The following is a 19,523-nucleotide window of genomic DNA, read 5'->3' as shown; positions in this document are numbered from 1 at the left end:
CACCTCCCCCGCACCCTCACCCCGTAGGCAGCCACCCCACTCTCCCCGCCAGGAGGGCGTAGCCGGCGAATGCGATGATGTCGATGATGGCATGGGCGGCGACGAGGGGGCCGATTCGTCCACAGCGGCGGTAGATAAGTACGAAGAGTGCGCCCATCACCATGTTGCCGACGAAGCCGCCGATGCCCTGGTACAGGTGGTACGTGCCGCGGAGGACCGAGCTGGCCACGAGTGCGGCCATCGGTGACCAGCCCAACTGGCCGAGGCGGCGCAGCAGGTAGCCGAGGACGATCACTTCTTCCAGTACGGCGTTCTGCAGCGCGGAGGCGATCAGTACCGGGAACTTCCACCACACGTCGGGCAGCGATTCCGGTACGACGGTGAGGTTGGCCCCGGCCGCCCTGGCCCCCAGGTAGAGCAGCAGGCCGCTGCCTCCGATGCCGGCCGCCACGACGAGTCCCCAGCCGAGGTCGAAGCCGGGGCGCCGGCGGTCGAACCCGAGGGCGCGCAGGCCGCCCGCGCGCTCCCTGAGCAGCAGATGGGCGACGAGCAGTACAGGTACCAGTGCGGTGGCGATCCCGAAGAGCTGCCAGGCGAGATCCAGCCAGGGGCGGCCGGGCGCCTGCGAGCTGTTGAGGTTCGCCGCCTGGTCCTTGAGGCCGCCGGGTTTGGTGAGTGCTCCCGTGAAGCTGATCAGGGCGGATACCGCGCTGGCGCCGACGGACAGGGCGAGGACGATCAGCGTCTCGCTTCTCAGGGTGCTGCGTGCGAGGCCGCCGGGCGGGCCCTCGTCGGGGAGAGATTCAGCCACGGGGTGCACTTCGGACGGCACGCGTGCCTCCAGTTCCGCGATAGGGCCGGTACGCCTCCACTGCCCTGCCAGGGTCTCGAACAGCAGGTACGAAGAGCACGCGACAAGCCGAGTACGGGCGCCCTCCGCGTGGAGGAGATCACAGCTTGCCCGAAGGGCCGACGGCCGTCAGCACGGGGGCCGTGCCCCGGACGCCCAGGACGGCCAGAGATGGGGGGCGTACGGCCAACCCGTACGCCCCCCACCTCACCTCAGGTAGCTTCAGCGCCCCAGCCGCTACACAACTCCCTCCAACGGCCACTCATGCACCGGCCGCCCCTCGTGCATCAGTTCGCTGTACCGCCGGGTCATCGCGGCCAGGGCTTCCTCGCGGTCCAGGCCGCTCTGCAGAGCGCGGTGGAAGGCGGCGGCCTGCCAGGAGGCGCCGTTGACGCGGCGCCGGCAGCGGGCCTCGATGACGCCGAGGTAGTGGTCCCGGTCGGCCGGTGCCACGCCCCAGCCGTCCAGTCCGGCGGCGGCCATGGGCAGCAGCTCCTGGAGGACGAGGCGTACGGCGGGGATCTGGGCGATGCCACCGGAGCGGCCGGGGCGTGGCCACTGGAGGGCGGCGTCGATGCCGTAGCGGCAGGCGGTGTCGAAGTTCTCGGCGGCGGCGGCGAACGGCAGCCGGGTCCAGATGGGCCGGGGTTCGTCGGCCAGGGCCCGTACGAGGCCGTAATAGAACGCGGCGTTGGCGATGACGTCGGTCACGGTGGGGCCGGCCGGCAGCACGCGGTTCTCGACGCGAAGGTGGGGGACGCCTTCGGCGACGGCGTAGACGGGGCGGTTCCAGCGGTAGACCGTGCCGTTGTGCAGGACGAGTTCGGAGAGTTCCGGCACGCCGCCCTTCTCCAGTACGGCGAGCGGATCCTCCTCGCCGCACATGGGGAGCAGCGGGGGAAAGTAGCGGACGTTCTCTTCGAAGAGGTCGTGTGCAGATTTGATCCAGCGTTCGCCGAACCAGGTGCGGGGGCGGACGCCCTGGGTCTGGAGTTCGGGTGGGCGGGTGTCGGTGGACTGCTGGAAGACGGGGGGCCGGGACTCGCGCCACAGTTCGCGGCCGAAGAGGAAGGGCGAGTTGGCGCCGATGGCGACCTGGACGGCCGTGAGTGCCTGGGCGGCGTTCCATACGGCGGCGAAGCGGTTCGGGGTGACCTGGAGGTGCAGTTGTACGGAGGTGCAGGCGGCTTCGGGGGCGATGGAGGGTGAGGTGGCGGTGAGCCGCTCCACCCCTTCGATGTCGATCTCGAAGTCTTCGCCGCGTGCGGCCCGCATCTCGTTGTTGAGGAGGGTGTAGCGGTCGGCCTCGGAGAGGTTCGAGGAGACCAGGTCCTCGGCGGTGAGCGTGGGCAGAATGCCGATCATCACGATGCGGGCTGCGACCTCGCGGGCCTTGCGGTCGGCGTAGGCGAGGCCGGTGCGCAGTTCTTCGGCGAGCTGGTCCAGCACGCGCCCGGAGAGGCGGTGCGGCAGGATATTGACTTCAAGATTGAACTGGGCGAGCTCGGTCTGGAAATCCCTGCTGGCGATGCGTTCGAGCACCTCGGAGTTCATCATCCTGGGCATGCCGTCGGCACTGGCAAGATTCAATTCTATCTCTATGCCCATGAGGTTCTTCGGGCGGTCGAAGCGCTTCTCGTCGAGCAGCCTCGTCAAACCCTCCAGGCACTCGCCCAGTCTTCTTCGATAACGCTGCCGGTCGTCGTGGTCAATTCCACCGGCCGTGACCTTCTCCCCCATTGAAGCGTCCCTCCTGACGTGGCCGGCCCGCGGCTGCGGGCCCGTGCGGTCGATGATGCCCGGCAATCGGTTCGATAACGCCTCGGGGGGCCGGGTGCCCCCGATAGGCTTGGGAGGGCGAGCCGAATGGCACATTCCGAGGGCATACCGAGGTGGCCCGGGCCCCGCGCATTGGCCCTGTTCCAAAGCACGATGACATCAGGCCGACCGCGTCGCCGGGGTAATCCGAGGTCCGCGGACCAGCGGGGTGCATAATTGCATCGAAAACACCGTGGAGAACGGGCCGTAATACGACTTGCCAAAAATCTCCGTCAGCGGTAGTCGAAACAAGCACTGAACACCTGTCGTATAAACTTCGTGGACGAGGCAGAGAGTTGGCGCCCAGCTAGCGGGGCATTTCCGAGGCTGAGGCACAGCGGCTGACACCCCCGCCGGGCCATGGCCCCGGTCGGCCACGCTCTGCTCCCGCCTGCTGACAGCGCCGTCCGCACTTGCCCAGCACCACCGTGTCTCCCAAGTGAGAGGCGACCCACCATGCCGCTGCATGTACCCCCTGCTCCCGCTCCCGCCCTGCGCAGCGTCCTCACCGCCCTCGGTTCTCCTACCGCCGTACGTGAGGCCCCGACTCCCGCCCTCCGTGTCCACCAAGGGCCCCTGCGTCCCGAACGCCCCCTGCCCGTCCATGTACTCGACGACGTCTCCCGTCGCGGCACCCCGCGTACCCGCCTGACCGGCTGGCGATTCCTCATCCGCGGCGGTGATCGTGCGCTGGCCACGGCGGACGCCATGCTCACGCCGGACGGCTGGGCGTTCTCGCACTTCGGCGAGGGCCCTTATGTGTCCGCGATTGAACGGGCCCTGCACCAGGCCGAATCCGTGCCCGCCGCGTACCAGCCACGACTGCTGTCCGTACCGGAGCTGTACATGCTCACGCTGTGGCTGCACGAGGACATCACGGCGGACGGCGCCGAAGGCTGCCCGGGCGCGAAGGACCTGCTGGTCCCACTGGCCCCGGCGCCCCCCGGTATCGCCGCCCACCGGCCGCACCGTGTCGCCGAGCTCCTGTCCCGCCTCACGCTCCGCCTCACGCCCGCGTCCCTTCTGAGCTCGCCGGCCTAGGGGCTCCGGTCGCGGCGTCCCTCGAAGCGCCGTGTGCCGGATCGGTTCCGATTCGCCGGAGTGCGCCCCGCGGTTCTCCTCGCCGCGGGGCGCATTGCTGTCCGGCGCTCCCCTCGAACGTCCGATGCTCCCCCGAACGCACCGTTCCGCCGGGTGACTAGCCCACAATGACCAGCCGGGACCACCCAGAGGTGCGCTACGAGAGGCGGCAACCGCCCGCATGGGTGATGCGTCTTCATCCAGTAAGTACCGCTGCTGCGAAATCCCTGCGGAATCACGTCCGTAGGGCAACACTGGGAGCGAACTACCGAACGGGGGGCGGCCATGAACAGCTCATCGAGCCGCAGGAAGACGTCCACCACCACACCGCAGCGAAAGACAGCATCCATGTGCCAGCACCAGCCACCGTGTCCGTCAGCAGAGTCCGCCGACCGGGAGGCCGCCCATCTTGTGGCGCACCACCCGGAGCAGGGCTGGAGCCTGTTGTGCAACGGCGTCCTCCTCTTCGAGGACACCGGTGAGCTCCTGCCGGACGGGCAGGTCATCGACCCGCACCGGCCGATGGGCACCGGGCAGGTCGTCACCGCAGCCTGACGCGGTGAGCGGGAAGAACGAGCAGGGCCCCCGGCGGAGATCGCCGAGGGCCCTTTGACGTGCCGCAACACTTGCCGGAACGCTTACCGGGCCGCTTCAGGAAGCGCGCCGTCGGCCCAGGAAGCGCCGGCCCTCGTCAGCTGTCGTAGTCCTCCAGCGGCGGGCAGGAGCACACGAGGTTGCGGTCGCCGTAGGCACCGTCGATGCGGCGCACCGGCGGCCAGTACTTGGCCGCGGCGTCCACGCCGGCCGGGTGCACGGCTTCCTCACGGGTGTACGGGTGGGTCCACTCGCCGGTGAGGGAGGCGGCGGTGTGCGGGGCGTTGCGCAGCGGGTTGTCTTCCTTGTCCCACTCGCCCGTGCCGACCTTCTCGATCTCCGCGCGGATGGCGATCATCGCGTCGCAGAAACGGTCCAGTTCCGTGAGGTCCTCGCTCTCGGTCGGCTCGATCATGAGCGTTCCGGCCACGGGGAAGGACATCGTCGGGGCGTGGAAGCCGTAGTCGATCAGGCGCTTGGCGACATCGTCGATGCTGACGCCGGTGGCCTTGGTCAGCGGCCGTACGTCGATGATGCACTCGTGCGCGACGAGGCCGCCGGGGCCCGTGTACAGCACCGGGTAGTGCGGCTCCAGGCGCTTGGCGATGTAGTTGGCGGAGAGCACCGCGACCTGGGTGGCGCGCTTGAGGCCCTCGCCGCCCATGAGGCGGACGTACGCCCAGGAGATCGGCAGGATGCCGGCCGAGCCCCAGGGGGCGGCGGAGATCGGGCCGACGCCGGTCTCGGGGCCCGCGGTGGGCTGCAGCGGGTGGTTGGGGAGGTACGGCGCGAGGTGCTCGCGCACGCCGACCGGGCCGACGCCCGGACCGCCGCCGCCGTGCGGGATGCAGAAGGTCTTGTGCAGGTTCAGGTGCGAGACGTCGCCGCCGAACTTGCCCGGCTCGGCGACGCCGACCAGCGCGTTCAGGTTGGCGCCGTCGACGTAGACCTGGCCGCCCGCGTCGTGCACGGCCGCGCAGATCTGGGTGATGTGCTCCTCGAACACGCCGTGCGTGGACGGGTAGGTCACCATCAGGACGGCCAGCTCGTCGCGGTACTGCTCGATCTTGGCGTGCAGGTCGTCGGCGTCGACCTCGCCGTCCTCGCCGGTCTTGACGACGACGACCTTCATGCCGGCCATCACGGCGCTGGCGGCGTTGGTGCCGTGCGCGGAGGACGGGATGAGGCAGACGGTGCGCTGCTCGTCGCCGTTGGCTCGGTGGTACGCGCGGACCGCCAGCAGGCCCGCGAGCTCGCCCTGCGAACCGGCGTTGGGCTGCAGGGAGACCTTGTCGTAGCCGGTGACGACGGCGAGGCGCTCCTCCAGCTCCTGGATGAGGGTGAGGTACCCCTGGGCCTGGTCGACCGGCGCGAAGGGGTGCAGCTGGCCGAACTGCGGCCAGGTCACCGGCTCCATCTCGGTGGTCGCGTTCAGCTTCATCGTGCAGGAGCCGAGCGGGATCATGCCGCGGTCCAGCGCGTAGTCGCGGTCGGCGAGGGTGCGCAGGTAGCGCAGCATCGCGGTCTCGGAGCGGTACTGGTGGAAGACCGGGTGGGCGAGGTAGTCGTCGCTGCGCAGCAGGGACTCGGGCAGCGCGTCGGCGGCGGCCGCGTCCAGCTGCTCGATGTCGCCCTGGATGCCGAAGGCGCCGAGCACGGCGGTGAGCTGGGCGCGCCCGGTGGTCTCGTCGCAGGCGATGCCGATCAGGTCGGCATCGACCTGGCGGAGGTTGACGCCGGCCTCGCGGGCGGCGGCGACGATCTCGGCGGCGCGGCCGGGGACCCGCGCGGTGAGGGTGTCGAAGTACGTGCCGTGCACCACGTCGATGCCGCCGGCGCGGAGGCCCTCGGCGAGGACCGAGGCGTAGCGGTGGGTACGGCGGGCGATGGCGGCCAGGCCCTCGGGGCCGTGGTAGACGGCGTACATGCCGGCCATGACGGCGAGGAGGACCTGCGCGGTGCAGATGTTGCTGGTGGCCTTCTCGCGGCGGATGTGCTGCTCGCGGGTCTGCAGGGCCAGGCGGTACGCCTTGTTGCCGTCGGCGTCGACGGAAACTCCGACCAGGCGGCCGGGGAGGCTGCGGGCGAACTTCTCGCGGACGGCCATGAAGCCGGCGTGCGGGCCGCCGAAGCCCATCGGCACACCGAAGCGCTGCGTCGTACCGACCGCGATGTCGGCGCCGAGCTCGCCGGGCGAGGTGAGCAGGGTCAGGGCCAGGAGGTCGGCGGCGATGGTCACGATCGCGCCAAGTTCGTGAGCCTGTTCGATGAGCGCGCGAGGGTCGCGGACCGCGCCGGAGGCGCCGGGGTACTGCAGCAGCACACCGAAGACGCCGCGCTCGGCGATCTCGGCGGGGATGCCGTCGCTCAGGTCGGCGACGACGACCTCGACACCGGTGGGCTCGGCGCGGGTCTCTATGACGGCGACGGTCTGCGGCAGACAGTCGGCGTCGACGAGGAAGACGCCCTTCTTGACCTTGCCGACGCGGCGGGCGAGCGCCATGGCCTCGGCGGCCGCGGTGCCCTCGTCCAGCAGCGAGGCGCCGGAGGTGGGCAGCCCGGTGAGGTCGGCGACCATGGTCTGGAAGTTCAGCAGGGCCTCCAGCCGGCCCTGCGAGATCTCCGGCTGGTACGGGGTGTACGCGGTGTACCAGGCCGGGTTCTCCATGACGTTGCGCAGGATGACCGGCGGCGTGAACGTGCCGTAGTAACCCAGGCCGATCATGGAGGAGAGCACGCGGTTGCGGTCCGCGAGGCCCCGCAGCTCGTCCAGGACCTCCGCTTCGGTACGGCCCTGGGGCAGGTCCAGCGCCTCGGCGCTCTTGATCACGTCGGGGACGGCGGCCACGGTCAGTTCGTCCAGCGAACCGAAGCCGATGTGCGCGAGCATCTTCGCCTGGGCCGCCTGGTCGGGGCCGATGTGGCGCTGCTCGAAGGGGGTGCCGCGCTCCAGCTCGGTCAACGAGATGCGGTTGGTGGTCATCTGCGGGGGCCTCCTGGTCTCTGGGACCTACGAGGGGCACCACGGCGCTGGTGCCCGGACGGCCTCCCCCTCTGTCATCTCAACCTGAGAGCTTCACCGGAACGCACGCAGCGTCCGGTTTTCACCGTCGGTGAGGAGGGGCTCCGGTGCTGCACTGGTCCGTGGCCCACCCTGCTTTCCAGAGTGATCTCGTCCGCGCGGTACGTGTGCCTGAGAGATTCCGGGGAGGAGTTGCTCCTTCGGCGCCTCCGGCCCGGGGGTCGGAGAGCTCTCCCGCACGGGGTCATCGATCGCTGACCAGCCTACCAGCGCGACTGCTCGGCATCCTTCGAGTGGCCAGGGCGGGAAATGTGCCGTTTCGTAGGGTGCAAAGGGCGGTTCCGGCAGGTAGGAGGAACAGTGCAGACCGATATCGATCCCCGCAGTCTGATCGGCCGCAAGGCGTTCGACCGGCACGGCACCAAGCTCGGCACCGTCGACGAGGTGTACCTGGACGACGCGACCGGCGAGCCGGAGTGGGCAGCGGTCCGTACGGGGCTCTTCAGCCGGGACGCGTTCGTGCCGCTGGAGCCGAGCCGGCTGGTCGACGACGCGCTGCACGTGCCGTACGAGCGGAAGCTGATCAAGGACGCGCCGGATTTCGGAGTGGGCCGTCACCTCTCGCCGGAGCAGGAACTGCAGCTCTACCACCACTACCGGCTGGATATCTCCGCCACGGACGCGGAGCTCGCCGGGGAGGACGCGGTCGGCCGCCCGACCGCCGGCTCCGCCGACCGGGAGTTCGGGCGGATAGCGGGCTCGCCGGAGGACTGAGCGGCAGGCGAGGACGGCTCCGCGACTGCCGGAGCTGCCGACGAGGGCGGATCCGCGGCCATGGGCGGGTGCGCTTCCCCTTCGTGAGCGGGCGGAACATCCGCCGCGGCAGAGTCCTGCGGACCGCCGCCCACCAGAGGCAGCGCCTCCCCCGGCGTCAGCGCCGGATCGTCCACCAGAAACGTCCGCACCCGTCCCGGCGCCGACCAGGGCTGCTCGAACCGTACGGTGACCCGCCCCAGGCCGCTTCCCTGGACCCATCCGGGGCCGTACTCGGCGTGCACCACGTCCAGGCCCGGCAGCCACTTCCTGGGCCGCTCAGCGGCCTCCTCGGCCTCTTCCTCCCCACTGTCCGCTGCCGCCCCGTCCGCCGCTCTGGCCTCCTCGACGAGCCGGGCCTCCTCGGCCGCCCGCTCCGTCGCCACCTGCGCGAAGAGGTCCTCCTGCGTGAAGTCGGCGAGGCCCGTCACCCCCACGCCGAGCAGCCGCACCCCGCCCGTCGTGTCGATCAGGTCCAGCAACCGCCCGGCCGCCTCCCGCACCACCGCGGGGTCGTCCGTCGGCCCGCGCTGCGTCTCGGACCGGGTCAGCGTGGAGAAGTCGTAGTTGCGCACCTTCAGCACGACCGTCCGGCCCGAGCGCCCGGCCGCGCGCAGCCGCTGCACGCACCGGTCCGCCAGCCGCATCACCTCGGCGCGCACCCTCGTACGGTCGGTGAGGTCCACCTCGAAGGTGTCCTCGACGGAGATCGACTTGGCGTCCCGCTCCGCGACCACGGGCCGGTCGTCCCGGCCGAGCGCCATCGCGTACAGCCCCGCGCCGTGCGCCCGCCCCAGCAGCCGCACCAGCTCCGCCTCACCGGCCTCAGCGGTCTCCGCGACCGTGTGGATCCCGGCCTTGCGCAGCGCCTCGGCCGTGGCCGGGCCGACGCCCGGCAGCGTCCGCACGGTCATCGGCCCGAGCAGCTCGCGCTCCGTGCCCGGCTCGATCAGCACCAGGCCGTCCGGCTTGGCCTGCTCCGACGCGATCTTCGCGAGCATCTTGGCGCCCGCGAGCCCCACCGAGCCGGTCAGTCCCGTGACCGCCACGATGTCCCGGCGCAGCTGCTCCCCCACCGCACGGGCCGATGCGGCGTCGTCGGCGACACCGCCGGCCTCCAGGTCCACGAAAGCCTCGTCCAGGCTCAGCGGCTCCACCAGGGGCGACAGCTCGTGCAGCAGCGCCATGACCTTTTCGCTCACCTGGCGGTAGACGTGGAAGCGGGGCGTGAGATACGCGGCATTGGGGCAGAGGCGGCGGGCCTGGGCGGTGGGCATGGCCGAGCGGACGCCGAAGACGCGGGCCTCGTACGACGCGGTGGAGACGACGCCGCGCCCGCCGATGCCGCCCACCACCACGGGCTTCCCGCGCAGGCTGGGCTTGGCCGCCTGCTCGGCGGCCGCGAAGAACGCATCCATGTCCAGATGCAGGATCGTCGGCGCACGTCTCACGTCACTGATGGTGCCGTACGCCACTGACAATCGGCCGCGCGGCGGGCCGGGACCGCTCCGGCAGGCGCCGTACGTCGGCTTCCGCCGAAGCCGTACGACTACTCCTGCGTTCCGCGTCGTACCGTGCGTCTGCACGGGCTCCGTACCGCGCGTCCGCCCCCGCCTCGCCGCCCGGCGCTCTAGACCGCGCGGTTCCTCCGGCGGGCCAGCTCGTCGTGGGGATTGTGGCCGATCAGGGTCTCCCCGGTGTCCACGCGCTCTCCGTGCAGCTGGGACAGCCCGGCCTCCACGTCCCGCCAGACCACGCCGACGGCGATGCCGAAGACGCCCTGACCACCCTGGAGCAGATCGACGACCTCGTCGGGCGAGGTGCACTCGTACACCGTCGCGCCGTCGCTCATCAGCGTCATCTGGGCCAGATCGGACAGTTCGCGGGAGGCGAGGTGCTGTACGGCCGTGCGGATGTTCTGCAGCGAGACGCCGGTGTCCAGCAGCCGCTTGACGATCTTCAGGACGACAACGTCCCGGAAGCTGTAGAGCCGCTGGGTGCCCGAGCCGTACGCGGGCCGCACGCTGGGCTCGACCAGTCCCGTACGCGCCCAGTAGTCCAGCTGGCGGTAAGTGATCCCCGCGGCGGCACATGCCGTCGGCCCTCGGTATCCGACCGTCTCGCCGGCCGGGTCGGCCGGCCTGCCGGCGGCCTGTGCCGGGGCACGGTTTACCGGGGCACGATTCGCCGCGCCAGTGTGAAGCGGCAATGCCCCTCCCGCCGCCGTACCGTCGCCGGTGATTGCCACGCCGACCTCCGTCCTTCACGTCCCGGACGGGACCTGCCTTATCGACGGTATGCAGTCACTCGGGGTGCGTCAACGATCGCCGCGCTCGCCACGCCGAGTGATAATCACCCTACGAGTGGTTTCACGTGACTTTATGCGGGGAATGTCTGGTGGGTTGTGCGCCGGGTGTGCTGTCGTGCGCCCCGCTCGCTCCCTTACAGCGCGGCGCCCGCTGTCGGCCTCACTGGCTGTTGGTGCCGAAGTCCTCGGGCGAGATCTGATCGAGGAACTCGCGGAACTTCTCCACCTCGTCCTCCTGCTCATCCGGGATCGCGATGCCGGCATCGTCCAGCACCCCGTCGGTCCCGTAGATCGGCGTACCCGTGCGCAGCGCCAGCGCTATGGCGTCGGACGGGCGGGCGCTGACCTCCACACCGCTGGCGAAGACCAGCTCGGCGTAGAAGACACCTTCCCGCAGGTCCGTGATGCGCACCTGGGACAGCTCCTGGCCCACCGCCTCCAGCACGTCCTTGAACAGGTCGTGCGTCAGCGGCCTGGCAGGGGCCATGCCCTGCTGGGCGAAGGCGATGGCGGTCGCCTCGCCGGGCCCGATCCAAATGGGCAGGTAGCGGTCGCCTCCCACCTCGCGCAACAGCACGATCGGTTGGTTGGAAGGCATTTCTACCCGGACACCCACGACGTCGAGCTCGTTCACACAGCAACCCTAGGACGTGCCCGGCCGGTTTGGGTAGTCGGGCACCCCCTCGGTGGGGGTGACCGTACCCAAGGTCACGGCAGCCGGACGTGGAGAGCGGCCTGGACCAAGGCCGCATGAAGTCGTACGGAGAGCGTGGCCAGCTCCCTGGCCGTGGCTTCCGCGTGGGCCCTGGTCTGCGGGTTGCGGTGCCGCTTCAGCGGCGCCACGACCTGCTCGATCAGGCCCGCCTCGCGCTCCGCTGCGGCCTTCACCGCCCGCAGATGGCGCGCTTCCAGGCCGAAACGGCCGAGCTCGGCGACGAGCTTGGCGACCGCCACGGCTTCGATGCCGTACCCGCCGTCGGACGCCGGGGCGAGCAGACCGTACGCCTCCCAGTCCGCGAGCTCGGACTCGTCCACCTCAGTGGCGGCCAGCAGCTCGTCGCGGCCGATCCGGGCGGCCGTCGGATGCTCACCGGACGGCTCCTGTACACCGTCCAGGAACTCCCTGGGCGCCGAGGCGGGCGCCGGGAGCTGCACGTCCTCACCGCGCGCCACGGCGTCCAGATGCTCGCGGATGACCTTCAGCGGCAGGTAGTGGTCGCGCTGCATCCGCAGCACGCCCGCCAGCCGCTCGACGTCCTCCGTGCTGAACTTGCGGTACCCGGACGGCGTACGCTGCGGTTCGACCAGGCCCTCGGACTCCAGGAAGCGGATCTTGGAGATCGTGACCTCGGGGAATTCGTCGCGCAGCAGATTGAGCACCGTACCGATGCTCACCAGCTCGCCGCCCGCGGCGGCGGTGCCGGAGGAACCGGCACCGCCGGACGGTGTGTGGTGCATGTGCCTTCCCTGGCCGGTCAGATGCCGACGCCCCGCTGGCTCGCGTAGAAGACCAGGCGGAACTTGCCGATCTGCACCTCGTCGCCGTTCGCCAGCGGAACGGAATCGATCCGCTCGCGGTTGACGTAGGTGCCGTTCAGGCTGCCGACGTCGGTGACGGTGAAGCCGCCGTCCGGGCCGCGACGGAACTCCACATGGCTGCGTGAGACCGTCACGTCGTCCAGGAAGATGTCACTCTGCGGATGGCGGCCGGCCGTGGTCAGCTCACCGTCCAGCAGGAATCGGCTGCCGGAATTGGGGCCCCGGCGCACCACGAGGAGCGCGGAGCCGAGCGGCAACGCGTCCACGGCGGCCTGGGCCTCGGGGGACAGCGAAGGCATCGGGGTCTGCCCCGTCGTCTCCGCGTCATACGCCTCGATACCCGAGATGGAGATGGTCGAGGTCGTCTCAGAGGGACGCTCGGCCTGCCCACCGGCGCGCAGCGGCGCGCCGCAGTTGGAGCAGAACCGGCTCGCCTCGGCATTGCGGTGCCCGCACCTCGTACAAACCGGCAAGGCGGACCCTCCACCCGTAGCGGCTGATGGTTCCTGGAAACCTATGGGGCCGGACGCGGCAGGGTCAACAGAACCGGGCTGCTGACCACCGGAAGTGCCACCGGCCGGGCCGGCCACCTCGTCACGGAAGAGCGGGCGCTCCTCATTGGACGCCGGCTCACCTGACTGCCGCGGCGCGGCGTGCCGCGCAGAGGCGTTGCCGCCATCCTTGCGGTCACTCTTGCCGAACAGCTTCGCAAAAAAACTCACGGGCGATTCCCCTTGAACGAAACAGACCCGCCCGTGGGGCAGGACGAACCCTCGATGCACACACCGGCCGATCCGGACATCCATTCAACGTCCGGGGCCTTCACACAGTTTCCACCACGCACCACTTGTGCGGTGCGCCGACCCCCGGCTACCTCATGCCCCGTCGCACGCCTCGCCATACGTTCCCGCCTCACTGCGACGACGACCGCGCGTAGTCGGGCCGCTCCGCCTTGCGCAAGGCGTCCACGACAATCTTGTCCTGACGGGTCACAGACACCGTGGCCTGCTCCTTCTCCAATGTCTGAACCACTCCGCCGGGGATGTTCAGGGCCGGCTCCAGGTCCTCGGGCTTGCCGATTACCTTGAAACGGAACGGCTGCACGACCCGCTTCCCGTCGATCTCCACGCCGCCCCGCACGTCCGAGACGTAGGTGTTCGCCACGACACGGACGTCGTTGACCTGAATGGCCTCCGCGCCGGCCGCGCGCAGCTCCTGGATCGTGTCCAGAAGCTTGTCCGCCTCGACGGAGCGCGACGGATCGTCGATCGTGAGCGAGATGCCGGGCCCCTCGGCCGCCACCGTACCGGCCAGCACCCCGAGCTGCTGTTCTTTTTCCACCGTCTGCTTACGGGCCTCCTCGGCCTGGTCCGAGCTGCTCTCCAGCTCGGTCTTCTGGCCTTCCAACCGCCGCTGCTCGTCTTCCAGGCGCTGCGAGCGGTCGTCGAGCTCGTCAAGGATGCGCACCAGGTCCTCCTGGCGCGCTCCGCGCAGCGCACTGCTGTCACTGGTGGAACGTACCTGAATAGCAAGCCCCAGCCCGAGAATGAACAGCAGTACGGCGGCAATCAATTGAGCCCGGTTCAGCCGCGGCGGCCACAGACCGGCTTTCAGCCGCTCCCGGCCGGTGAGCTGCGGCGCGTCTCCGGCGTCCGGCCGCGCCGCGGACGGCTGACCGGATGCGGGAGCCTGCCCGGGCCCTACGGGGCCGTGCTGCTGCGCCCCGGATGCCGCGGCGGCCGCGGGACGGTCGCCCTGAGGCGCTGCCGACGCACCACCGGGACGGCCCTGCTGCGGCCCCTGAGGAGGCCCGCCGGACCCCTGCCGCTCGGGCGGCATGGGCAGCCGCCCGGCGGGCCCGGAACGGCCGTCGGGGGCTTGCGGACGCCGCTGCCCGGGCCCTTGCCCAGGTCCCTGGGCGGGCCCTTGCGGCCGCCCCCGTACGGGACCGTGCGCACCATGGGGGCCGGCCTGACCGCCCCCCTGAGGGCGAGCCTGCGGCCCTCCTTGCGGACGGCCCTGCGCCGGATGCGGCGGACGGCCCTGAGCGGGCCCCTGGGGGCCGCCCCGCCCTGGTACGGGACGCGGCGGGCGCCCCTGGGCGGGACCCTGCAGGGGTCCTTGCAGACGGCCGGGACCGGGACGCTGCGTACGGCCTTCGCCGGGCTTCCCCTTCGGGGCCTGCGCGGCTGCCCCCTGAGGGGCGTCCGCCTCGTCCGGCTTGCGCGTCACCGGCTTCTCGGGCGCCTCGGGGCGCTCACCCTCCTTGGGCTTACCGGACGGCTTACCGGACGTCTCGGGCGCCTTGGGCGTTTCGCGGCGCTCCGGGGCATCGTCACCCTTCGGAGTGTCGCGGTCTTCTGACGAGTCGCCACTTCCAGGCGTCGCGGGACGTTTCTGCGCCGCACCGCCCTCAGCAGGCGCGGTCTCGTCGCGCCCGGCCGTCCGGTCGCTCTCGGACGGCTCGGCGCGCTCCTGCGACTTGCCGCGCCCCTGCGGCTCGGCGCGGTCCTGCGACTCGGCGCGGTCTTGCGATTCCTCGCGCGCCTGCATCTCGTCGGGCTCGTTCTTTTCGTTGTGCTCGTCGTGCTCGTCGGATGCCATTGGTCTCACGCCCTGAACACGTGCCGGCGAATCGCGGCGGCGTTGGAGAAGATGCGGATGCCGAGCACTACGACCACACCGGTGGAGAGTTGGGCGCCGACGCCCAGCTTGTCCCCGAGGAAGACGATGAGTGCGGCGACCACCACATTGGACAGGAAGGAGACGACAAAGACCTTGTCGTCGAAAATGCCGTCCAGCATCGCCCTCAGACCGCCGAACACGGCGTCCAGCGCCGCGACGACAGCGATCGGCAGGTAGGGCTCGACCACCGTCGGCACCACGGGGCGGACGACAAGTCCGACCACGACTCCCACGATGAGGCCCAGTACGGCGATCACGATGTGCCCTTCCCTGTGTCGGTGCTGCCCGGCTGCGCGGCACCGGTCTTCGGCTGTGCGGTACGTACGATCAAGCTCGGCGCGGGCGGCAGCGTGAGGTCACCCTCGGTGGAAATCCTGGTCCGGACGCCGTAGTTCTCCTGCAGCACATGCAGGTACTGGCCATCGGCGCTGTCCTGGAACGTGGTGCTCAGCCGCTGCCCGTCCCCCACCGCCAGCACCGTATACGGAGGCGCCAGCGGTTTGTTGTCGACCAGTATGGCGTCTCCCGCCGCCCTGATCGCCGAGAGGGACGTGAGGCGCTGCCCATTGACGGAGATGGCCTCGGCGCCGGATTCCCACAGGCCGTTGACCACCCGTTGCATGTCCCGGTCGCGCACCCGCCCGGTGTCGGAGAAGCCGGTGCTCTCGCGGGGACCGCCACCGCCGGTCTCCGCCTCCTTGGCGTCGTCCACGACCAGTTTCACCCCGGGCCCGGTGACCTGCGTGGAGCCGGACAGCAGCGCCAGTAGGTCGGCCCGTTCGCCGTCGCTCTTCTTCAGCGCTTTGCGCTGCATGTCGCCGACGTCCTCACGGAGCGAGTCGACGTGCTTCTGGAGCTTGTCGGCCTTGTCGGTGCCCTGGTCGATCCGGGCGATGAGCTCCTCGCGCTCCTTCGCCAGGGTCGGTGCTGATATCCGCGCCTGCGCCGCACCTACCGTGACGACCACCGCGGCGAGGACCAGCCCGGCCGCCAGGCCCAACTTGGCCCGCAGCGTACGGGGCAGGCCCCCGGCCGTCGCCGCCTTACGGGCCGCCGCTTCGGCATACCCGTCATCGAGGCTGTGCTCCATGACATTGGTCAGCAGCGACATGGAGGCATCGGGGCGCGGAGCGTTTCCGGGGCTGCTCCGTTCGGGGTGCTGCTGCGACATGCCGCACATCGTCGCACGTCGGCGGCGCGGTCACCCAATGGCCCCACCGGCGCGCCGAATCGGGACGCGCCGGTGGGGACTCGGGTCAGCGGCCCGCGCTGTCCACGACGGACGCCCACTCGTCCAGGAGCTGCTGCGCGGAGGCGTCGTCCGGACCCTCCGCCCACAGGTGCGTGACCGCCTCGGCCGGGTCGGGCAGCACCAGTACCCAGCGCCCGTCGGCCTCGACGACCCGCACGCCGTCCGTGGTGTCCACGGAGCGGTCGCCGGCCGCCTCCACGACATGCCGCATGACGAGACCCTTGACCGCCCAGGGCGTCGCCAGATCGCGCTTGAGGACGTGCGCACGCGGGATACGCGCGTCAATCTGGCTCAGCGTGAGCTGCGTACGGGCCACCAGACCGATCAGCCGGACGAACGCGGCCGAGCCGTCGAAGACGCTCGCGAACTCCGGGACGATGAAGCCGCCCCGGCCGTCGCCGCCGAAGATCGTGTCGTCCGCCCTGCCGACCCGGGTCAGGTCGTCGGGCGAAGTGGTCGTCCACTCCACCTGCGTACCGTGGTACGCCGCCACCTGCTCGGCGATACGGGTGGTGGTCACGGGCAGCGCCACCCGCCCGCTGCGCCGCTCTGCGGCCACCAGGTCCAGCATGACCAACAGGGCGCGATCGTCCTCGATGATCCGCCCCCGCTCGTCAACGAGCGACAGCCGCTCGCCCACCGGGTCGAAGCGCACCCCGAAAGCCGCGCGTGCCGACGCGACGATCTCGCCCAACCGCACGAGGCCGGACCGCCGCGCGTCCTCGGTCTCCGTGGGCCGCGACTCGTCGAGACCGGGGTTGATCGTCAGGGAGTCCACCCCGAGGCGCCCCAGCAGGCTGGGCAGCACCAGACCGGCGCTGCCGTTCGAAGCGTCCACGACGACCTTGAGGCCGGCCTCCGCGATTCCCGTCGTGTCCACGGATCGCAGTAGCGAACCCGTGTACGAGTCGAAGACGCTGGACGGGAAGTGCAGATCACCGATCTCGCCGGGGAACGCACGACGGTACTCCTGGCGGGCATACACCCGGTCGAGCTTGCGCTGCCCGCCCTGCGAGAGGTCCGCGCCCCGCTCGTCGAAGAACATGATGTCCACGGAGTCCGGGACGCCCGGCGTCGTACGGACCATGATCCCGCCGGCACTGCCCCTGGCGGTCTGCTGACGGGCCACCGGCAGCGGCACGTTCTCGAGGTCGCGTACGTCGATGGCGCTCGCCTGCAGCGCGGAGATCACCGCACGCTTCAGCGCCCGGGCACCTCGTGAATGGTCCCGCGCCGTGGTGACCGAGGAACCTTTCTTCAGCGTCGTCGCATACGCGCCCGCGAGCCGCACCGCCAGCTCGGGCGTGATCTCCACGTTCAGAATTCCGGAAACGCCGCGGGCGCCGAAAAGATGCGCCTGGCCGCGGGACTCCCAGATCACCGAGGTGTTGACGAACGCGCCCGCTTCGATCGTCTTGAACGGATAGACGCGGACGTTGCCCTGAACAATCGATTCCTCACCGACGAGGCACTCGTCGCCGATGACGGCGCCGTCCTCGATGCGGGCCGCCCGCATCACATCGGTGTTCTTCCCGATGACGCAGCCGCGGAGGTTGCACTGCTCCCCGATGTACACGTTGTCGTGCACCACGGCCTTGTGCAGGAACGCGCCGCTCTTCACGACGACATTCGAGCCGACGACGGTGTGCTCACGCAGCTCTACGCCCGCCTCGACCTTCGCGTAGTCGCCGATGTAGAGCGGGCCGCGCAATACGGCGTCCGGGTGAACCTCGGCGCCCTCGGCCACCCACACACCCGGGGACATCTCGAAGCCGTCGATATCGACATCGACTTTTCCCTCGAGAACGTCGGCCTGGGCCTTTACATAACTCTCGTGTGTACCGACATCCTCCCAGTAGCCCTCGGCGACATAGCCGTAGATCGGCTTGCCCTCCTTCATGAGCTGCGGAAAGACATCTCCGGACCAGTCCACCGGAACGTCCGGTTCGACGTAGTCGAAGACCTCCGGCTCCATGACGTAAATACCCGTGTTCACGGTGTCGGAGAAGACCTGACCCCAGGTCGGCTTTTCCAGGAAACGCTCGACCTGACCGTCCTCGTCGACAATCGTGATACCAAACTCAAGCGGATTCGGGACCCGCGTCAGGCACACGGTGACGAGGGCGCCCTTCTCCTTGTGGAAACGGATCAGGTCGGTCAGGTCGAAGTCGGTGAGGGCATCGCCCGAGATCACCAGGAAGGCATCGTCCTTGAGCGCCTCTTCGGCGTTCTTGACGCTGCCGGCGGTGCCGAGCGGCTTTTCCTCATTGGCGTACGTGAGCTCCATGCCGAGCTCTTCACCGTCGCCGAAATAGTTTTTTACCAGCGAGGCCAAAAATTGCACCGTCACTACGGTCTCACTGAGGCCATGCCGTTTCAACAGCCGCAGTACGTGCTCCATGATCGGCCTGTTTGCCACCGGAAGCAGTGGCTTGGGCATGCTCGAAGTCATGGGCCGAAGGCGTGTGCCTTCACCGCCCGCCATCACAACGGCCTTCATGTCGGAAGCGTCCTCCTCGAAGAGACGACGATCTTGCCGACTTCACCCGCCCAGATGGCCCACTTCTCTCGCATTGGGCACCCGGCCATCGCACGGCTGCCGGTTCGGCGAGCTCAGTCGGCCGCGGCGTCCGCCTTGATGATGCGGCGGACCTGAACCACGTAGAGGATTCCTGCCCACCAGTAGAGCGTTGTACCCCATCCGGCGAACGCCCATCCGAAAATAGCAGCGAGTGTATGCAGCCAGCCACTTCCGTCACTGAGAAGCAGCAACGGGAACGCATACATCAAGTTGAACGTGGCCGCCTTGCCCAGGAAGTTCACCTGAGGCGGCCCGTACCGGTACCGGCTGAGCCAGCCCACCGCGATCAGCAGCATCAGCTCTCTGGCCAGCAGCGCGATCGTGATCCACAGCGGCAGGATCTCCCGCCAGGTCAAACCGACCAGTGTGGACAGTATGTACAGCCGGTCGGCCGCCGGGTCGAGAATGCGCCCCAGGCTGCTGATCTGATTCCAGCGGCGCGCGAGCTTGCCGTCCAGGTAGTCGCTGACGCCGCTCAGAGCCAGCACCAGCAGCGCCCAGCCGTCGGCCTTGGGACCACCGAATTCCGGCCACAGAATCAGCCACAGGAACACGGGCACGCCGACCAGGCGAGCCATGCTCAGAATATTGGGGATGGTGAGGACGCGATCAGTCTGGATCCGCGTCTCCTGAACCTCCACCCGTGTGCCTCCTGTGGGGAACGTAGCGATGATGCCCCATGACTTTACCTGCCCGGTTCGTCCCCCTGTACCGCGGGCCCCGTATCGGCCGCCGTCGGGCCGGTAACGAGGCTCCACGATGTCCGGAAACAAACGCCGGCCGGCAGCCGGACACACCGAAAACAAAAAAGCTCCGGTCCCTGAACCTTTTGGTTCAGGGACCGGAGCTGAAGAATTGTTCGGCGGCGTCCTACTCTCCCACAGGGTCCCCCCTGCAGTACCATCGGCGCTGAAAGGCTTAGCTTCCGGGTTCGAAATGTAACCGGGCGTTTCCCTAACGCTATGACCACCGAAACACTAT

General features: G+C 69.7%; 15 protein-coding genes, 1 rRNA gene, 1 pseudogene and 1 riboswitch. Of the genes and pseudogenes, 3 read left to right on the top strand and 14 right to left on the bottom strand.

Translation table 11 applies throughout. The features are described 5' to 3' along the window. Window positions 1-16: 16 nt before the first annotated feature. Together CCS38_RS06430 and CCS38_RS06425 are read right to left on the bottom strand one after the other, a co-directional pair. The gene (locus tag CCS38_RS06430) at window positions 17-811 is read right to left on the bottom strand and encodes a CPBP family intramembrane glutamic endopeptidase (RefSeq protein WP_223732220.1); all 795 of its coding nucleotides are present in this window, start codon (window positions 809-811) and stop codon (window positions 17-19) included. Between the two features lie 276 nt (window positions 812-1,087). After that, window positions 1,088-2,590: a glutamate-cysteine ligase family protein gene (locus tag CCS38_RS06425; protein ID WP_223732219.1), complete on the bottom strand. Its 1,503-nt coding sequence runs from the start codon at window positions 2,588-2,590 to the stop codon at window positions 1,088-1,090. A gap of 534 nt (window positions 2,591-3,124) precedes the next feature. Here CCS38_RS06425 and CCS38_RS06420 point away from each other — a divergent pair. Next, the gene (locus CCS38_RS06420; protein WP_223732218.1) at window positions 3,125-3,709 is read left to right on the top strand and encodes a hypothetical protein; all 585 of its coding nucleotides are present in this window, start codon (window positions 3,125-3,127) and stop codon (window positions 3,707-3,709) included. A gap of 387 nt (window positions 3,710-4,096) precedes the next feature. After that, a complete protein-coding gene (locus CCS38_RS06415) occupies window positions 4,097-4,303 on the top strand; it encodes a DUF5999 family protein (protein ID WP_030263889.1) in 207 nt (68 codons plus the stop codon). 136 nt (window positions 4,304-4,439) lie between these two features. On the opposite strand, the gene gcvP is transcribed toward CCS38_RS06415, so the two are convergent. Continuing rightward, window positions 4,440-7,325, bottom strand: a complete 2,886-nt coding sequence (gene gcvP / locus CCS38_RS06410) for an aminomethyl-transferring glycine dehydrogenase (RefSeq protein WP_223732216.1) — start codon at window positions 7,323-7,325, stop codon at window positions 4,440-4,442. A 188-nt stretch (window positions 7,326-7,513) separates the two neighbouring features. Beyond that, a riboswitch (glycine riboswitch) is annotated at window positions 7,514-7,611 on the bottom strand. A 113-nt stretch (window positions 7,612-7,724) separates the two neighbouring features. Here gcvP and CCS38_RS06405 point away from each other — a divergent pair. Next, window positions 7,725-8,132 (top strand): annotated as a pseudogene (locus CCS38_RS06405) (PRC-barrel domain-containing protein); the annotation flags it as partial. Here the strand turns inward: CCS38_RS06405 and CCS38_RS06400 are convergent. The 11 genes from CCS38_RS06400 to rrf form a co-directional block, all read right to left on the bottom strand. Continuing rightward, complete coding sequence (locus CCS38_RS06400) at window positions 8,018-9,628, bottom strand: DNA polymerase IV (protein ID WP_223732215.1); 1,611 nt, start codon at window positions 9,626-9,628, stop codon at window positions 8,018-8,020. The pseudogene CCS38_RS06405 and the gene CCS38_RS06400 overlap by 115 nt on opposite strands. A 179-nt stretch (window positions 9,629-9,807) precedes the next feature. Beyond that, complete coding sequence (locus tag CCS38_RS06395; RefSeq protein WP_223732214.1) at window positions 9,808-10,425, bottom strand: MerR family transcriptional regulator; 618 nt, start codon at window positions 10,423-10,425, stop codon at window positions 9,808-9,810. A 220-nt stretch (window positions 10,426-10,645) separates the two neighbouring features. Beyond that, window positions 10,646-11,119, bottom strand: a complete 474-nt coding sequence (locus CCS38_RS06390) for a bifunctional nuclease family protein (protein WP_030263902.1) — start codon at window positions 11,117-11,119, stop codon at window positions 10,646-10,648. A gap of 74 nt (window positions 11,120-11,193) precedes the next feature. Further along, entirely contained in the window at window positions 11,194-11,943 is a 750-nt protein-coding gene (gene ftsR / locus CCS38_RS06385) for a transcriptional regulator FtsR (RefSeq protein WP_223732213.1), read from the bottom strand. A gap of 17 nt (window positions 11,944-11,960) precedes the next feature. After that, window positions 11,961-12,830, bottom strand: a complete 870-nt coding sequence (locus CCS38_RS35490) for an FHA domain-containing protein (protein WP_308050702.1) — start codon at window positions 12,828-12,830, stop codon at window positions 11,961-11,963. Between the two features lie 106 nt (window positions 12,831-12,936). Then, window positions 12,937-13,863, bottom strand: a complete 927-nt coding sequence (locus tag CCS38_RS06370) for a DUF881 domain-containing protein (protein ID WP_223732212.1) — start codon at window positions 13,861-13,863, stop codon at window positions 12,937-12,939. Window positions 13,864-14,633: 770 nt separating this feature from the next. After that, window positions 14,634-14,966, bottom strand: a complete 333-nt coding sequence (locus CCS38_RS06365; protein ID WP_003984969.1) for a small basic family protein — start codon at window positions 14,964-14,966, stop codon at window positions 14,634-14,636. Then, complete coding sequence (locus tag CCS38_RS06360) at window positions 14,963-15,880, bottom strand: DUF881 domain-containing protein (RefSeq protein WP_223732211.1); 918 nt, start codon at window positions 15,878-15,880, stop codon at window positions 14,963-14,965. Before CCS38_RS06360 ends, CCS38_RS06365 begins: the two co-directional genes overlap by 4 nt. Before the next feature lie 85 nt (window positions 15,881-15,965). Further along, entirely contained in the window at window positions 15,966-18,461 is a 2,496-nt protein-coding gene (locus tag CCS38_RS06355; RefSeq protein WP_223732210.1) for a mannose-1-phosphate guanyltransferase, read from the bottom strand. A gap of 113 nt (window positions 18,462-18,574) precedes the next feature. Beyond that, window positions 18,575-19,183, bottom strand: a complete 609-nt coding sequence (gene clsA / locus CCS38_RS06350) for a cardiolipin synthase ClsA (RefSeq protein WP_223732209.1) — start codon at window positions 19,181-19,183, stop codon at window positions 18,575-18,577. A 216-nt stretch (window positions 19,184-19,399) separates the two neighbouring features. Beyond that, window positions 19,400-19,516 (bottom strand): 5S ribosomal RNA (gene rrf, locus CCS38_RS06345). Window positions 19,517-19,523: the final 7 nt, after the last annotated feature.

Source organism: Streptomyces purpurogeneiscleroticus (assembly GCF_020024005.1).
In the GTDB taxonomy this organism is placed as follows: Bacteria; Actinomycetota; Actinomycetes; order Streptomycetales; family Streptomycetaceae; genus Streptomyces; species Streptomyces purpurogeneiscleroticus.
The sequence above is the reverse complement of the archived record's forward strand: the minus strand, read 5'-3'. Positions and strand labels throughout refer to the sequence as shown.

Coding starts and splice junctions, on each gene's coding strand:
- CCS38_RS06425 (WP_223732219.1), bottom strand. CDS start 2,590: ATGGGGGAGAAGGTCACGGCCGGTGGAATTGACCACGACGACCGGCAG.
- CCS38_RS06420 (WP_223732218.1), top strand. CDS start 3,125: ATGCCGCTGCATGTACCCCCTGCTCCCGCTCCCGCCCTGCGCAGCGTC.
- CCS38_RS06415 (WP_030263889.1), top strand. CDS start 4,097: ATGTGCCAGCACCAGCCACCGTGTCCGTCAGCAGAGTCCGCCGACCGG.
- gcvP (WP_223732216.1), bottom strand. CDS start 7,325: ATGACCACCAACCGCATCTCGTTGACCGAGCTGGAGCGCGGCACCCCC.
- ftsR (WP_223732213.1), bottom strand. CDS start 11,943: ATGCACCACACACCGTCCGGCGGTGCCGGTTCCTCCGGCACCGCCGCC.
- CCS38_RS35490 (WP_308050702.1), bottom strand. CDS start 12,830: ATGGATGTCCGGATCGGCCGGTGTGTGCATCGAGGGTTCGTCCTGCCC.
- CCS38_RS06370 (WP_223732212.1), bottom strand. CDS start 13,863: ATGCCGCCCGAGCGGCAGGGGTCCGGCGGGCCTCCTCAGGGGCCGCAG.
- CCS38_RS06360 (WP_223732211.1), bottom strand. CDS start 15,880: ATGTCGCAGCAGCACCCCGAACGGAGCAGCCCCGGAAACGCTCCGCGC.
- CCS38_RS06355 (WP_223732210.1), bottom strand. CDS start 18,461: ATGAAGGCCGTTGTGATGGCGGGCGGTGAAGGCACACGCCTTCGGCCC.